Raw genomic sequence first — 16,225 nt, forward strand, 5'->3', positions numbered from 1 at the left:
TTCCGAACAAGTCAGCGCGAAAGGCGTGTCGGTCAGCCCTCGACCTCGGCCCCCTCGGCGTAGGCGGCGAAGGTGGCGGCGGTGATGATCTCGTTGACCGAGGCGCCCAGGGGCACGATCTGCACCGACTTCTCCAGGCCGACCAGCAGCGGGCCGATCACGGTGGCGCCGCCCAGCGACTGGACCAGACGGGTCGAGATGGCCGCCGAATGGATGGCCGGCATGACCAGGACGTTGGCGTCGCCGGTCAGGCGCATAAAGGGATAGTTGGCGCGGGCCTCGGGGTTCAGGGCCAGCTCGGGCGGCATTTCACCTTCGTATTCGAAGTCGACGTCCATGCTGTCCAGGATGCGGATGGCCTCGCGCACCTTCTCGCCGCGATCGCCGGGCGGGTCGCCGAAGGTCGAGTAGCTGAGGAAGGCCACGCGCGGCTTGCGGCCCAGTTTCTTGACCGTGGCGGCGGCCTTGATGGCGATTTCGGCCAGTTCGGCGGCGTTGGGCAGTTCGTGGATCGAGGTGTCGGCCACGAACAGGGTGCGGCCCTTGGCCAGCAGGATCGACAGGCCGATCATGCGGTCCGTGACGTCCAGGACGCGGCGGACCTCCTTCAGGGCCATGTTGAAGTTGCGGGTCACGCCGGTGACCATGCAGTCGGCCTGACCGCGCGCGATCATGGTGGCGCCGAAGTAGTTGCGGTCCTGATTGATCATGCGCTGCACGTCGCGACGCAGATAGCCGCGACGGTTCAGGCGCTCATACAGCCAGTCGGTGTATTCGACATTGTGGCCCGAGGTGCGGGCGTTGACGATGTCGATGCCCAGGTCGTCGAAGTTCAGACCGGCCTCGGCCGCGTTCTGACGGATCAATTCCTCGCGGCCGACCAGGATGGGGGTGCCCAGGTCGGCCTGCTTGAAGGCCCAGGCGGCGCGAATGACGACCTGCTCCTCGCCCTCGGCGAAGACCACGCGTTGTTTCGGTCCCGAACGCACGGCCGAGGAGATCTTCTGCATCAGGGCGGCGGACGGATCGACCCGCTGCTTCAGGGCGATGCGATAGGCGTCCATGTCGGCGATCGGCTTGCGCGCCACGCCGGTGTCCATCGCCGTCTGGGCGATGAAGGGCGGGATGTACCAGATCAGGCGCGGGTCGAACGGGGTCGGGATGATGTATTCCGGCCCGAACTTCAGCTTGCGGCCGCGATAGGCGGCGGCGACCTCGTCCGGCACGTCCTCGCGGGCCAGCGCCGCCAGGGCGTGGGCGCAGGCGATCTTCATCTCGTGGTTGATCTGACGCGCACGCACGTCCAGGGCGCCGCGGAACAGATAGGGGAAGGCCAGGACGTTGTTGACCTGGTTCACATAGTCCGAGCGGCCGGTGGCGATGATGGCGTCCGAACGCACCGACTTGACGTCTTCCGGGGTGATTTCCGGGTCGGGGTTGGCCATGGCGAAGATGATCGGATTGGGCGCCATGGAGGCGACCATCTCCTTGCTGATCGCGCCCTTGGCGGACAGGCCCAGCACCACGTCGGCGCCGACCATGGCCTCGGCCAGGGTGCGCAGCGGCGTGTCGGTGGCGTGCGCCGCCTGCCATTGGGAGACATTGTCCCGGCCCTTGTAGATGACGCCCTGGCGGTCGCAGATGACGGTGTTCTCGGCCTTGACGCCGGCGGCCTTCATCAGGGCGATGGACGACAGGCCCGCCGCGCCGGCGCCCGACAGGACGACCTTGAGGTCTTCCAGCTTCTTGCCGACGATATGGGCCGCGTTGATCAGGCCGGCGGTCGAGATGATGGCGGTGCCGTGCTGGTCGTCATGGAAGACGGGGATGTCCAGCAGGTCCTGCAGCTGGGCCTCGATCTCGAAGCACTCCGGGGATTTGATGTCCTCCAGGTTGATGCCGCCCCAGGTGTCGCCGATGTTCTTGACCACGGTGACGAACTCGTCCGGGTCGGTAGTCTTCACCTCGACGTCGAAGCTGTCCACGTCGGCGAAGCGTTTGAACAGGACGGACTTGCCTTCCATCACCGGCTTGGACGCCATGTGACCGAGGTTGCCCAGGCCGAGGATGGCGGTGCCGTTCGAGATGACGGCGACCATATTGCCCTTGGACGTATAGTCGTAGGCCTTGTCCACGTCCTCGGCGATGGCCAGGACCGGTACGGCCACGCCCGGCGAATAGGCCAGCGACAGGTCGCGCTGGGTCGCCATGGGCTTGGTGGGGGCCATGGAGATCTTGCCCGGCGTCGGCGCGTTGTGGAACTCCAGCGCGTCGTCGTCGGAGAAGGTCTGTTTGTCGGTCAATTCGGGCATTTCGATCTCGGGAAGGGCAGGCGCCTTCTGTTCCTAGATCGCGGGGCCGTTGGGGACAACCGCTGACGCTACGTCAGGGCAGATTGCCTAGACCTGTGGCAAAAGCCCCGTGCGCTCGATCTCGACCGGGCCGGTCATGAAGACATGGCCCGACGCCTCGTCCCAGTCGATGGTCAGTTCGCCGCCGTCGACGACGACGGTCGCCTTGCGGTCGGTCAGGCCGCGCCGGGCGGTGGCCACCAGGGCGGCGCAGGCGCCGGTCCCGCAGGCTAGCGTCAGTCCCGCCCCGCGCTCCCATACCCGCAGTCGGATCTGGTTGCGGTCGATGACCTTGGCGAAGCCGACGTTGACCCCTTCAGGAAAGAGCGGGTGGTGCTCGACCAGGGAGCCGGAGCCGCGCACGAAGGCGTCGTCCTGTTGGTCGGTGAAGAAGACGACGTGCGGATTGCCCATCGAGACGGCGCCCGGCGTGTGCAGCACCGGGGCGTCGATCGGCCCGACCTGCAGTTCGATCCCGCGCGTGTCCATCTCCTCGGCCAGCGGCACCTCGGCCCAGTCCAGACGCGGCGCACCCATATCGACTGTGACTTGATGATCCCCCGCGCGCCGCGCCGTCGTCGGCCCGCCGAGGGTGTCGATGACCACTTCTTCCTTGTCGGTGGCCTCCAGCAGCAGCCAGCCGACGCAGCGCAGGGCGTTGCCGCAGGTTTCAACCATGGAGCCGTCGGCGTTCCAGACCCGCATGAAGGCGTCCGCCGTCTCTGACGGCTCGATCCCGATCAATTGGTCGAAGCCGCCGAGGCCCGCCGCCGGGTCCGCCAGGGCGCGCACCTGGCCCTCGGTCGGATGAAAGCCTTCTTCAAAGGCCTGGACGACGATGAAGGCGTTTCCGGCGCCGTTCATGCGGATGTAGGGGCGAGCAGCCTGGGTCATGGTCGCCTTCATATAGGATTTTTCGCCGGTTCATGTATCGCTGACCCTGATGACGTCCGAACCGAGCGAATCCGGCAAATCCGAAGGCCTGCGGCTGAAGGCGCGGCTGCGCTACCTCTATCACGGGACCCAGCCGGCGGCGGTCAAGTTCCGCCTGATGGTCATCGTCGTCGATCTGATCATCATCGGTTTCTTCCTGGCCACCCCGATCCTCAAGGAGGCGGGCTGGGTCTTCTATGTCGCCGACTATCTGATCGCCGCCATCCTGGGTCTGGATCTGGCGGCGCGGGCCTATGCCTACTCCGACATCAGGGACTGGCTGAAAAAGCCGATTGTCTGGATCGACCTGTTCGTTCTGGCCACCCTGCTGTTTCCGGTCTGGCTGGCCAACCTCGGCTTCCTGCGGTTGCTGCGGTTCTGGAGTCTGCTGAACAGCGACCTGTTCTGGCGCACCATAGGCCGCCGTTTCGATGATACGCGGGTCGAGGAGATCACGCGCGCGCTGGCCGCCCTGATCACCTTCGTCTTTGTCGTGACCGGCTTCGTCTATGCCTATTTCCGGGGCAAGGCCGAGCATATCCACGGCTATCTGGACGCCCTCTATTTCACCGTGGCGACGCTGACCACGACGGGGTTCGGCGATATCACCCTGCCGGGCAACTGGGGGCGGGTCATCTCCATTGTCGTCATGCTGGTGGGGATCACCCTGTTCATCCGTCTGGCCCAGACCCTGATCCGGCCGCACAAGGTCAAGTTCCCCTGCCCGACCTGCGGCCTGCAGAAGCACGATCCCGACGCCGTCCACTGCAAGGCCTGCGGCCAGATTTTGTGCATCCCGGACGAGGGCGACTGATCTCCCTGCGACCAAAGATGACAGGCTTGTAAGATTTCCGCCGCTTGCCGCCGCCTTCGCCGCTCGCCAAGGTGCCGCGCAAATCTGTTGGGGACTGACACATGATCCGCACTCTGGCGTCCGCCGCCGCCCTTCTTCTCGCCGCCGGAGCCGCACCCGTCGCCATGGCCCATTCGTCCGACACGCCCGCCGCTGTCTCGCCCACGCCCGGCTTTGCGACCAGCGACGCCACCGACCCCTATATCTGGCTGGAAGATGTCGAGGGCGAGCGCGCCATGGACTGGGTCAAGGCCCACAATCAAACGTCCCTCGGCGTGCTGCAGGGCGATCCGCGCTACCAGACCCTGCATCAACAGGCGCTGGACATCGTCCAGTCGCGCGACCGCATTCCGTCGCCCGGCTTCACCCATGACGGCCACATCGACAACTTCTGGCAGGACGCCGAGCATGTGCGCGGCATCTGGCGCCGCACGACGCTGGACAGCTATCGCACCGACGCCCCGCAGTGGGAGACCATTCTCGACATCGACGCCCTGTCGGCCGCCGAGGGCGCCAACTGGGTCTACAAGGGCGCAACCTGCCTGCCTCCCCAGGAGCGTTATTGCCTGTTGTCCTTGTCCAATGGCGGCAAGGACGCGGTGACCATCCGCGAGTTCGACAGCGTGACGAAAACCTTCGTCGAAGGCGGTATCAGCCTGCCGGAATCCAAGGGCGGCGCCAGCTGGATCGACAAGGACACCCTGCTGATCTCGCGCGACTTCGGCGAGGGTTCGTTGACGGACTCCGGCTATCCGCGCACCGTGCGACTGCTGAAGCGCGGCCAGAGCGTGGATCAGGCGGTCGAGGTCTTCGCCGGTCAGAAGACCGACGTCTCGGTCTCGGGCTACACCTTGCGCGACGCCGACGGCGTGGTGCAGGCCGTGCTGCTGAACCGCGGGATCAACTTCTATGAGAGCGAAACCTGGCGCCTGAACGACGACGGCACGACGACCCAGCTGGCCTTGCCGCTGAAGGGCAATATCAACGCCCTGGTCGCCGGCCAGATGGTGGTGACGACGGATCAGGACTGGACCGCGCCTTCGGGTCAGGAATTCAAGACCGGCGACGTCATCGCCTGGAACCTGCAAGCTTGGCTGGTCGATCCCAAGACCCCGGCCCAGCTGGTCATCCGCCCCGGCGAGCGCGAGGCGATCGAGGGCATCAGCGTTACCCGCAACACCCTGGTCGTGGCCCTTTATGAAAACGTGCGCGGCTCGGTCTATGTCTATCGCCCGAACCCCACCGGTGAATGGGCGCGCACGCGTCTGGACCTGCCGCAGAACGTCACCGTCGGCGTCGGCTCGGCCTCGGAACAGGACGACAAGATCTTCGTCAGCGTCGCCGGCTATCTGAACCCGTCCAGCCTCTATCTGGCCGACGCCGCGACCGGCGCGGTCGCCCTGACCAAGGCCCTGCCGGCCAAGTTCGACGCGACAGGCATGCGCGTGGATCAGTTCGAGGCCCGCTCGGCCGACGGGACGATGATCCCCTATTTCGTCGTCCACAAGGACGCCATGGCCATGGACGGGTCGAACCCGACGCTTCTGTACGGCTACGGCGGCTTCCAGTCGTCGCTGCTGCCCGGCTATTCGCCGACGGTCGGCAAGCTGTGGCTGGAGCGCGGCGGCGTCTATGTCATCGCCAATACGCGCGGCGGCGGCGAGTTCGGTCCGAAATGGCACCAGGCGGCTCAGCAGGAAAACCGTCAGCGGGCGCACGAGGACTTCCAGGCCGTGGCCCTGGACCTGATCGCGCGCAACATCACCAGCCAGCCGCACCTCGGCGTCATGGGCGGGTCGCAGGGCGGCCTCTTCATGGGGGCCATGCTGACCCAGCGTCCCGACCTGATCAACGCGGCCGTCATCCAGGTGCCCCTGTTCGACATGCTGCGCTTCCACAAGCTGCTGGCCGGCGCCTCGTGGATCGGCGAGTACGGCAACCCGGACATCCCGGAACAGCGCGCCTGGATCGAGGAGTATTCGCCTTATCAGCGCCTGGCGGCGGGCCAGCCCTATCCCGAGGTCTTCATTCACACCTCGACCAAGGACGACCGCGTCCACCCCGGTCACGCCCGCAAGGCGGCGGCGCGTCTGGAAGAACTGGGCTATCCGGTGCTCTTCTACGAAAACACCGACGGCGGCCACGCGGCCGGCGCCAACCTGCGCGAAACGGCCCGCCGCATCGCCCTGGAATACACCTATCTGACGCGCCGCCTGATGGACGAACCGGCGCAGCAGTAGTTCCACATCCGCTCATCCCCGCGGAGGCGGGGACCCAGGTTTGAGCCCCGGGCTCGACCTGGGCCATGGGCGAAAACTCTGACGGCGGCCTATCAGGCCAAAGCACTGGGTCCCCGCCTCCGCGGGGGTGAGCGGAGGAAAGTCATGAAAACCCTGTTTCTTAGCGTCGCCCTGCCCGCGCTGATGTTGGCTGCGGCGCCCGCTTTGGCCGAGGGCGCGCCCGCCGATCCGACCGCCGCCGCCGCGACCAATCCGCCGCCGCATTTCCCGCGCGACCTGTCGCCCGAGGGGGTCAAGGCCGCCGACGATCATCTGGCGCTGGAAGAGGTGGACGGGGCCGAGGCCAAGACCTTCGTCGCCGCCGAGAACGCCAAGTCGCTGGCCGCCCTGACCGGCGACCGTCGCTACGAGCCCTTCCGCCAGCAGGCCGAGGCCATCCTGACGGCCACCGACCGCATCCCCGGCGTCAGCTTCCTTGGCGACGGCCTCGGCAACTTCTGGCAGGACGCGGCCAATCCCAAGGGGGTCTGGCGTCGCACGACCCTGGCCAGCTATCGCACCGCTCAGCCGCAGTGGGAGACCCTGCTGGACATCGATGCTCTCTCGAAAGCCGAAGGCCGCGACTGGGTGTTCAAGGGCGCGAACTGCCTGGCCCCGGACGAGACACGCTGCCTGATCAACCTGTCGGACGGCGGCAAGGACGCCGTGACGGTGCGTGAGTTCGACCTGACCACCAAGACCTTCGTGGCGCCCGCCGCAGGTGGCTTCGTCATCCCCGAGGGCAAGCACCGCCTGACCTGGCTGGATCGCGACACCCTGCTGATCGCCACCGACTTCGGTCCCGGCGCCATGACCGAGTCGGGCTATCCCTACATCGTCAAATCCCTGAAGCGCGGCCATCCGCTGGCCCATGCCTCCGAGGTCTATCGTGGCGAGCAGGGCGACGGCGGCTACGGGGTCTCTCCCATGGTCTTCCGCGACAAGGCCGGGGCGGTCGAGGCCGTGCTGTTCAGCCGTCCGCTGGACACCTTCCGCTCGGAGATCTGGGCCCTGGGCGCCGACGGCAAGCCGTACCAGCTAGCCCTGCCCGAACGCGTCGCGGTCGAAGGCGTGATGGGCGGCAATCTCATCTTCTCGCCGGATCAGGCGTGGCGCTTCGACGGTCAGGACTATGCCGCCGGTTCGCTGCTGTCCCTGCCGCTCGGCGTACTGGGGCCGGTTCGGCTGGACATCGCCATCGGCGCTGAACGGGCGACCATCTTCACGCCGACGCCGCGCCAGTCGCTGCAGAACGTGACCGTCCTGTCGGACAGCATCGTCGCCGTCATCGCCGACAATGTCGTCGGCACGCTGAAGCGCTTCACCCCGACCGCGACCGGCTGGACGGTGACCGAGCTGGCCGTCCCCGCCAACAGCGCCGTGGGCCTGGGCGACAGTTCCAAGAGCAGGGGCCAGGTCTTCGTCTCCACCCAGGGCTTCCTGACGCCGCCGACCCTCAGCCTGGCCGATGTCGCGACCGGCGCCCTGACCGAGCTGAAGTCGGCCCCGGCCAAGTTCGACGCCTCGACCCATGTGGTCGAGCAGTTCGAGGCGACTTCGACCGACGGGACGAAGATCCCCTACTTCATCACCCGGCCGAAAAACCTGGCGATGGACGGGACCGGCCCGACCATCCTGTTCGGCTATGGCGGCTTCCAGGCCAGCTTCCCGCCCGCCTACAAGCCCGAGATGGGCAAGCTGTGGCTCGAGAACGGCGGCGTCTTCGTCCAGGCCAATATCCGTGGCGGGGGCGAGTTCGGCCCCGGCTGGCACCAGGCGGCCCTGCGTGAGAACCGTCAGCGCGCCTTCGACGATTTCGCCGCCGTGGCGCGCGATCTGGAACAGCGCCGCATCACCAGTCCGCGCCATCTGGGCATCTATGGCCGCTCGAACGGCGGGGTCCTGACCTCGGTGTCGATCACCCAACACCCGGAACTGTTCAATGCGGCGGTGATCGAAAGCCCGCTGATCGACATGCTGCGCTATCAGGATCTGCCCGCCGGCGCGTCGTGGATCGGTGAATACGGCGACCCGCGCATCCCCGGCGACGCTGAATTCATCGCCCGATACTCGGCCTATCAGCAGCTGCGGCCCGAGGTGAAATACCCGCGCGTCTACATCACCACCAATACGCGCGACGACCGGGTCCACCCTGGTCACGCCCGCAAGTTCGCGGCGCGTCTGGGCGATCAGGGCCACGACCACCTCTATTTCGAGGACACGGCGGGCGGTCACTCCAACGACGCTGATCCGGTCGCCAACGCCCGTCGCTGGGCGCGGCACTACGTCTATCTGGCGCAGCAGTTGATGGACTGACCTCGGCGCCCCGGGCGGCCCCGGTTCTTCGCCTTCGGCCCTGGCCGGGATGAGGGGTGGTTTCACCCTTCACGCTTTTATGAGCGGCGCAGACGGATCGAGGGGCTAGGATTATTGGATGACGGTACGGGGTTCGATCAGGTTCGGGATGGTGGCGGCGACGCTTGCGAGCGTCGGTCTGTTGACCGGCGCAGCCGCCCCGCCGCGCGAGCGGGATGCGACAGTCCAGCCGGTGGTGGTCGAGCTTTTCACCGCCCAGGGGTGTTCCGGCTGTCCCGACGCCAATCGCACGCTTGAGGCTGTGGCGAATGAGCCGGGCGTCATCGCCCTGACCTATGGCGTTGACTACTGGGACTACCTCGGTTGGCCCGACACCTTCGCCAAGCCCGAGTTCGCGGCGCGCCAGCAGGCCTATCGCCAGGCCCTGAAGCTGAGGAATGTTTCGACGCCCCAGGTGGTGATTGATGGTCGCCGGCATCTGTCCGGCGCCCGCTCGCCCGAGCTTCAGGCCGCCATCGACGCCGAGGCCGCCGCCCGTCTGCACCCGCCCGAGATCGAGTTCCGCGAGACGGGCGACCGGGTCGGCGTCGGCTCCGGCCGCCCGCCGGCGGGCGGAGCCGAGGTCATGGCCGTCGTCTACCAGCCGGGTCTGCAGACCGTTGAGGTGCGTCAGGGCGACAATCGCGGTCAGGCCGTGCGCCACGTCAATGTCGTGCGACAGGTGCATCGTCTGGGCGACTGGACCGGGCGACCGGTCCTGTACGTTCTGCCGACGGATTCCGCCTCTGAAGACAATGTCGTAGTCCTGCTTCAGGCCAAGACGGACCGGCGTATCCTGTCGGCGGCCCGTCGCGCTGAACGGGGCTTGGAACGGGCGCGCGATTGAACCGCTGACCGAAAGGGGCTAAAGGCCCGCCGCTCTTGATGGGCGCGCCCTTCGCGCGACCCGGAGGTTATGCATGGCCGGGGATACGCCCCGCGGCGACGCCGAGACGTCCGCCGCAAAAGCTTCAGAACAACCGAACGCCCAGACTCCGTCTCCTCCGGGGCACGGCAAGGCGACGCATCGCGCCCTGATCCTGGGCGCCATCGGCGTGGTCTTCGGCGACATCGGCACCAGCCCGATCTACGCCCTGCGCGAGGCCATCGGCCACGCCCAGAAGGGCGTCGGCGGCGAACTGGCCATCATCGGCGTGGTTTCTCTGGCCTTCTGGGCCCTGATGGTGGTGGTGACGTTCAAATACGTCATGTTCCTGATGCGGGCCGACAACAAGGGCGAGGGCGGCACCCTGTCGCTTATGGCCCTGGCCCAGCACGCCGTCGGCCGACGCAGCGCCTGGCTGTTCATCCTCGGCGTCTGCGGCGCGGCGCTATTCTACAGCGACGGCGTCATCACCCCCGCCATTTCCGTGTTGTCGGCGGTCGAGGGCCTGAAGGACGCGCCGGGCCTGAATGGCGAGCTGGACCCCTTCATCTTGCCGATCTCGGCGGGCATCCTGATCGCCCTCTTCCTGGTTCAGTCGCGCGGCACCGCCGGTCTGGCCAAGTTCTTCGGCCCCATCACCGCCGTCTGGTTCCTCAGCCTCGGCGTGCTGGGCCTGACCCATATCTTTGACGACATCTCGATCCTGCGCGCCCTGTCGCCGATCTATGGCGTCGAACTGCTGCTCAAGGACGGCTTCCTCGGCTTCGTCATCCTGGGCAGCGTCTTCCTGGCCGTGACGGGGGCCGAGGCCCTCTATGCGGACATGGGCCATTTCGGCAAGGCGCCGATCCGTCAGGGCTGGCTGTTCGTGGTCCTGCCCTGCCTGACGCTGAACTATCTGGGCCAGGGCGCCTTCTTGCTCGACAACCCCGGCGCGGCCGACAATCCGTTCTGGAACATGGTGCCGCAGATGATCTACTGGCCCATGCTGATCCTGGCCACGGCGGCCACGGTTATCGCCAGCCAGGCGGTCATCACCGGCGCCTTCTCGGTGACGCAGCAGGCGGTCCAGCTGGGCCTGCTGCCTCGCATCGATATCCGCAACACCTCCGAGACCCTGGCCGGTCAGATCTATGTCCCGGCGGTCAACAGCCTGCTGATGATCGGCGTGCTCTTCCTGCTGCTGACCTTCCAGTCGTCACACAACCTGACGGCGGCCTATGGCGTGGCCGTGACCGGCACCATGCTGGTCAACACCCTGATGTCCTGGTCGGTGGTGACCAAGAAGTGGAAGTGGCCGATGTGGGCGGTGCTGGGCACCCTGGTGCCGTTCGGGATCATCGACGGCGTCTTCCTGACCTCCAACCTGCTCAAGATCCCGGACGGCGCCTGGATGCCGCTGGTCCTGGGCGGCGGTCTGGTCCTTATCATGTGGACCTGGGTGCGCGGCACCCAGATCCTGACCGAGAAGACCCGCAAGGACAGCCTGCCCCTGCATGACCTGATCGAGATGCTGAAGGCGCGCCCGCCGCACCGGGCGCCGGGCACGGCCATCTTCCTGACCTCGGACCCCGAGGTCGCGCCGGTGGCCCTGATGCACAACCTGAAGCACAACAAGGTGCTACACGAGAAGAACGTCATCCTGACGGTCCACACCGCCGACCGTCCGCGCGTCGCCGACAGCCAGCGCGTGACGATGGAGCCGATCAGCGACGACTTCAAACGCCTGACCATCACCTATGGCTTCATGGAGACGCCGAACGTGCCGCGCGCGCTCGGCCTGTGCCGCAAGCAGGGGCTGAAGTTCGACATCATGTCGACCAGCTTCTTCCTGGGCCGTCGTTCGGTGGTGCCGTCGGCGCGTCAGGGCATGCCCCTGTGGCAGGACAAGCTGTTCATCTTCCTGATGCGCAACGCGGCCAACCCGACCGACTTCTTCCATATCCCTCCCGGCCGCGTGGTCGAGCTGGGCACGCAGGTCTCCGTATGAGTGGTGGAACGCCCAAGGGCAAAAGCTCGGCCGCGCGCGGTCGTCGCATGGCTGAAAAATCGCGTCCGCGTCGCGAGGCCCGGCCCGAGGTCGTCACCGACGACCCTCACGCCGACATCGGCGTCGAGGCGCGCTTGGTCGCCGGCATCCTGCTGAACGCGGCCCTGGAGAAACGCACGGGTCTGGACGAGGCCCTCAGCCAGTCCCCGGCCAAGGATCTGGCCGGTCCTGACCGCGCCTTCGCGCGCGCTGTGGCCATGGCCGCCCTGCGTCGTCTGGGCGAGATCGACCAGATTCTGGATCGCCGCCTGCAGAAGGCGCCGCCGGTTCCGGTCCGCACCATCCTGCGTGTCGCCCTGGCCCAGACCCTGGTGCTGGGCACGCCCGCCTTCGCCGCTGTCTCGACGGCTGTGAAACTGGCGGAGCGCGACGCCAAGACTCGCCCTTACAAGAACCTGGTCAACGCCGTGCTGCGGGGGGTCGATCGCGACGGTCCCGGCCTGACGACGGCGGAATCCAACCTGCCCGACTGGCTGGTCGCGCGCTGGAAGGCGACCTATGGCGAGGCCGCCCTCCTGGGTCTGGCCCTGGCCACCCGCGAGGAGCCCGCCACCGACCTCAGCGCCAAGCCCGGCGTCGATCCGGCCGTTCTGGCTCAGGACGTCGAGGGCGAGGTCCTGCCCGGCGGCACGGTCCGCACCGGCAAGCGCGGCGACGTGGCCGGCTGGCCCGGCTTCGAGGCCGGCGACTGGTGGGTCCAGGACGCGGCCGCCGCCGTCCCTGCCCGACTGCTGGGCGTGAAGGCAGGCGAGACGGTTCTGGACATGTGCGCCGCGCCCGGAGGCAAGACCTTGCAACTGGCCGCTGCTGGCGCGTCGGTCGTCGCCGTGGACCGTTCGGCGGCCCGCCTGAAGCGCCTGCGTCAGAACTTCGATCGCACCGGCCTGCCTGTCGAGGTCGTGGCCGTTCCGGTCGAGGACTGGGAGGACGATCGCACCTTCGACGCTGTCCTGCTGGACGCGCCCTGCACCGCCACCGGAACCTATCGCCGCAACCCGGAGGTGCTGCGCGCCACCCGACCAGCGGAGGTCGCCAAGCTGGCCGACGTGCAGCACCGCCTGCTGGACGTGGCGGCCGAGAAGGTGAAGCCCGGCGGGCGTCTGGTCTATTGCGTCTGCTCGCTGGAGCGCGAGGAGGGCGAGACCCAGATCATCGCCTTCCTGCGCCGCAACCCGGCCTTCCGCACCGTGCCCGCCGCGCCTGCCGAAGTCGGCGCCGCGGATGAGGCCCTGACCCCTGAGGGTTGGCTGCGCATCCTGCCCTCGCAATGGGCCGAACGCGGAGGGATGGACGGCTTCTTCGCCGCGAAGCTGGAGCGGGCCGCGGACTAGGCTAGTGGAAAAGGTGCAGAAGGTGGCGCCAGTTGCGCACGATCAGCGCCGTGATCGCCACCGCCATGGCCAGGCCGGGGCTGAGAATGAGCAGGCGCCGAAAACGGTGCGCCCACCAGAGAAATTCGCCTAGAGCCGAACTGACCATCACAAGCCTCCCACGGGTCGTCATGTGCGACAACCTGTCCCATGTCGAGACTCGGATGAGACTTTCCTCGGGCGCGGCAGGGATTTCAGCATGGGTCATGCCGCGCAGCGTCGGGCGGCCTTCTAGTCGTCCTCATCCTCGATGGCGTGGATCTGATCGTCGTCCAGGCCGAGGTGGTGACCGATTTCGTGGATCAGGACATGGGTGATGATTTCGGCCAGGCCGACGTCGCCGCGTTCGCACCATTCGTCCAGGATGGGACGTCGATAGAGGAAGATGCGCGACGGTTCCGCGGCGGGACCCATGGCGTCGCGCTCGCCGATATGGACGCCTGAATAAAGGCCTGTCAGTTCGAACGGATCTTCGATCTCCAGATCGGCCAAGGTGTCTTCGTCGGCGAAATCATCGACGCGGATCACCACCTCGCCGGCCGCCTGTCGGAATACGGCGGGCAGGGCGGCGAAGGCGGCTTCCGCCAGGTGAGCGAAGTCGTCGAGCGAGGGGGCGGACTGGTCGTTCCACATCTGGATCATGACCTGGATATCGCCCGCGCAGGGGCGGGCGGCAATCCGCCGTCTCGCCGCATCGCAAATCGCGCAATCAGGGTATGGTAAACGCGAATCGGTCGGCGCCCTGAAGCGTCGACCGCTCGATCGACGTTTTTTCCGGGGACAGGATGGCCGAGGCCGACATCGCCTATGTGGCCACCGCGGGCGCGGCAGGGCTGGCGCTGGCGATCAGCGCCTGGGCCTGGCGGTTGCGCAAGCGTCTGGGCGCGCGCGAGGCCGAGGTCGAGGCCTGGCTGTCGGGAGAGCGCGCTCACGCCGCCGCCTGCGAGGGCGCTCTGAGTGTTTTTGATGATGTGCGGCTGGCCCTGACGCCCGAGGGCGCCGCCCAGTCGGTGTTCGGCGCGCCCGAGGCCCTGGCCGTTCTGGCGCCGGGTCGTGAAGGCGCGGCGGCGGCCGAGGCCATCGTGCGAGCCCTGTACGAAACCCATACTGGACACATGGACGGCCTGGTCCAGCGCGGCGAGCCGTTCGAGACCCTGCTCGAATCCGCCGACGGCGCCTGGGCGGTCGAGGGTCGCGCCCTGGGCGGTTCGGCCTGGTTGCGGCTGTCCAGGCTGGGCGGAGCGGAAACCGCCGCCGACGCCGGTCTGGGCGCACTGACCGAGGCCTCGCCGGCCCCGACCTGGGTGGTGGACGGAGCCGGGCAACTGATCTGGGCCAACAGGGCCTGGTTGACCGAGGTGCGGGCCGAGACCCTGGCCGAGGCGCATGAGCAGGGCCTCAGCTTTGATCGCGGCGCAGATCTGATCGTGGCGGAGGCTTCGCGCCTCAACGCCCGACAGGAGGGCTTCCGTTGGGTGTCCTCGGACGGCCGCCGCAAGGCTTGGCGCATCCTGGCTGAACCCCTGGCGGGCGGGCGCGGCGCCGTGATCGCCTTCGCCATCGACATGACCGAGGCCGAGGAGACGCGCGACACTCTTCGACGCCACGTCGAGGCTCACGACGAGACCCTGAACCATCTGGCTGACGCCGTGGCCATCTTCGGCCCGGCCAAGCGGCTCGCCTTCCACAACACCGCCTTCCAGCAACTGTTCAACATCGATCCGGCCTGGCTGGACGAGCGCCCGACCCACGCCGAACTGCTGGATCGACTGCGACAGAAGCGTCAGCTGCCTGAAGTGATCGACTACGCCGGCTGGAAGGCGCAGGAGCTGGAATTCTACGGCGCGGCCCAGGCGGCGCCGGACGACAGCTGGTCCCTTCCCGACGGCCGCACCCTGCGCGTGGTGCGTCAGCCGCACCCCCTGGGCGGCATCCTGCTGATCTTCTCGGACATCACCGACGAGCTGCAACTGCGCAGCCGCTACAACGCCCAGATTCAGGTCCAGACCGCGACCCTGGACAAGTTGAACGACGCCGTCGCCGTTTTCGGTTCGGACGGACGGTTGCGGCTCAACAACGACGCCTTCGAGGCCTTCTGGGGCGTGACGGCCGAGACCCTGGCCGAGGCCGGGGATTTCGACGCTGTGGCCGCCTTGTGCCGCCCGGTTCTGGACGACGCCGCCCTGTGGCTGGGGCTGAAGGCGCGGGTCGCCGACCCTGATCCCGAAAGCCGCGTGCCGATCTCGGGCGAAGCGCGGACCGACGACGGACGGATGGTGGCCTGGCAGACCCGGCCTCTGCCCGACGGTGCCACCTTGGTCGCCTTCTCCGACGTCACGGCCCGTCGCGAGCTGGAACAGGCGCTGGCGGCCAAGGAAGCGGCGCTTGCCGAAAGCCAGGCGCTGAAGCGCGAATTCGTCGGCAGCGTGTCGTATGAGCTGCGCACGCCCCTGACCACCATCGTCGGCTATTCCGAGTTGCTGGAAGCCATGGGCGACCTGCCCGAACGCAGCCGCCAGCACGCCGGAGCCATCCGTGTCGCCGCCAGCCATCTGGCCCGCTCCATCGACGACGTGCTCGACATGGCCCAGATCGACGCGGGCGAGATGGAGCTGACGCTCGGCGATATGCGGGTCTGCGACCTGCTGGAGGCTGCCGCCGACAAGGTGCGGGCCAAGGTCGAGGGGCGCGGCGCCGTCTTGACCGTCGCCTGCCCTGCCGGGCTCAAGCCGGTGCGCGCCGACGCGCGCCGCATCGCCCAGGCGGTCGATCATCTGCTCGAGAACGCCTGTCGCGCCGTGTCCGAAGGCGGGGTCGTGACCCTGACGGCTGAGGCCGGACCGGGCGAGATCCGCATCCGGGTGGAGGATACGGGCCGGGGCATCCCCTATCACCTTCAGGCCCACGTCTTCGACCGCTTCGTGCGGCGCGAGCGCGGCGGGCCGGGCGTGGCCCTGGCCCTGGTCAAGGCCCTGGTCGAACTGCACGGCGGCTGGGCCGAGGTTCAGTCCGAACCGGGCAAGGGCGCGGCCTTCATTCTGCACCTGCCGGTCGAGGCCACGGCCCCTACGGCGGCCCCGGAACTGCTGCTGGGCTGATGTTCGCCTGATCTCGTGCTAGAGGGCCTGTCCAAGCCCCTCAGGACGTC

General features: G+C 67.6%; 11 protein-coding genes. 7 read left to right on the forward strand and 4 right to left on the reverse strand.

Annotation, left to right across the window (positions count from 1 at the left end):
- Positions 1-32: 32 nt before the first annotated feature.
- Both IFE19_RS16805 and dapF read right to left on the reverse strand, forming a co-directional pair.
- Positions 33-2,312 (reverse strand): NADP-dependent malic enzyme, encoded by a 2,280-nt coding sequence (locus IFE19_RS16805; RefSeq protein WP_207824330.1) that lies wholly within the window; start codon positions 2,310-2,312, stop codon positions 33-35.
- Positions 2,313-2,399: 87 nt separating this feature from the next.
- Positions 2,400-3,245, reverse strand: coding sequence for a diaminopimelate epimerase (dapF, locus tag IFE19_RS16810; RefSeq protein WP_225910319.1), 846 nt, complete (start codon positions 3,243-3,245; stop codon positions 2,400-2,402).
- Between the two features lie 49 nt (positions 3,246-3,294).
- Between dapF and IFE19_RS16815 the strand changes: the two genes are divergently transcribed.
- The 6 genes from IFE19_RS16815 (at position 3,295) to IFE19_RS16840 (ending at position 13,038) form a co-directional block, all read left to right on the forward strand.
- Positions 3,295-4,098, forward strand: coding sequence for a potassium channel family protein (locus tag IFE19_RS16815; protein WP_207824332.1), 804 nt, complete (start codon positions 3,295-3,297; stop codon positions 4,096-4,098).
- 101 nt (positions 4,099-4,199) lie between these two features.
- Positions 4,200-6,377, forward strand: coding sequence for a prolyl oligopeptidase family serine peptidase (locus IFE19_RS16820; RefSeq protein ID WP_207824334.1), 2,178 nt, complete (start codon positions 4,200-4,202; stop codon positions 6,375-6,377).
- A 144-nt stretch (positions 6,378-6,521) separates the two neighbouring features.
- Positions 6,522-8,732, forward strand: coding sequence for a prolyl oligopeptidase family serine peptidase (locus IFE19_RS16825; RefSeq protein ID WP_207824335.1), 2,211 nt, complete (start codon positions 6,522-6,524; stop codon positions 8,730-8,732).
- Between the two features lie 118 nt (positions 8,733-8,850).
- Complete coding sequence (locus tag IFE19_RS16830) at positions 8,851-9,618, forward strand: DUF1223 domain-containing protein (protein WP_207824337.1); 768 nt, start codon at positions 8,851-8,853, stop codon at positions 9,616-9,618.
- A gap of 73 nt (positions 9,619-9,691) precedes the next feature.
- Positions 9,692-11,647, forward strand: coding sequence for a potassium transporter Kup (locus IFE19_RS16835; protein ID WP_207824339.1), 1,956 nt, complete (start codon positions 9,692-9,694; stop codon positions 11,645-11,647).
- 47 nt (positions 11,648-11,694) lie between these two features.
- Entirely contained in the window at positions 11,695-13,038 is a 1,344-nt protein-coding gene (locus tag IFE19_RS16840; protein WP_225910320.1) for an RsmB/NOP family class I SAM-dependent RNA methyltransferase, read from the forward strand.
- Between the two features lies 1 nt (position 13,039).
- Here IFE19_RS16840 and IFE19_RS16845 read toward each other — a convergent pair whose 3' ends face one another.
- Both IFE19_RS16845 and IFE19_RS16850 read right to left on the reverse strand, forming a co-directional pair.
- Positions 13,040-13,285, reverse strand: coding sequence for a hypothetical protein (locus tag IFE19_RS16845; protein WP_207824344.1), 246 nt, complete (start codon positions 13,283-13,285; stop codon positions 13,040-13,042).
- A 23-nt stretch (positions 13,286-13,308) separates the two neighbouring features.
- Entirely contained in the window at positions 13,309-13,719 is a 411-nt protein-coding gene (locus IFE19_RS16850) for a metallopeptidase family protein (protein WP_207824346.1), read from the reverse strand.
- Positions 13,720-13,862: 143 nt separating this feature from the next.
- Between IFE19_RS16850 and IFE19_RS16855 the strand changes: the two genes are divergently transcribed.
- Positions 13,863-16,175 (forward strand): sensor histidine kinase, encoded by a 2,313-nt coding sequence (locus IFE19_RS16855; RefSeq protein WP_207824347.1) that lies wholly within the window; start codon positions 13,863-13,865, stop codon positions 16,173-16,175.
- Positions 16,176-16,225: the final 50 nt, after the last annotated feature.

Source organism: Brevundimonas pondensis (genome assembly GCF_017487345.1).
Classification (GTDB): Bacteria; Pseudomonadota; Alphaproteobacteria; order Caulobacterales; family Caulobacteraceae; genus Brevundimonas; species Brevundimonas pondensis.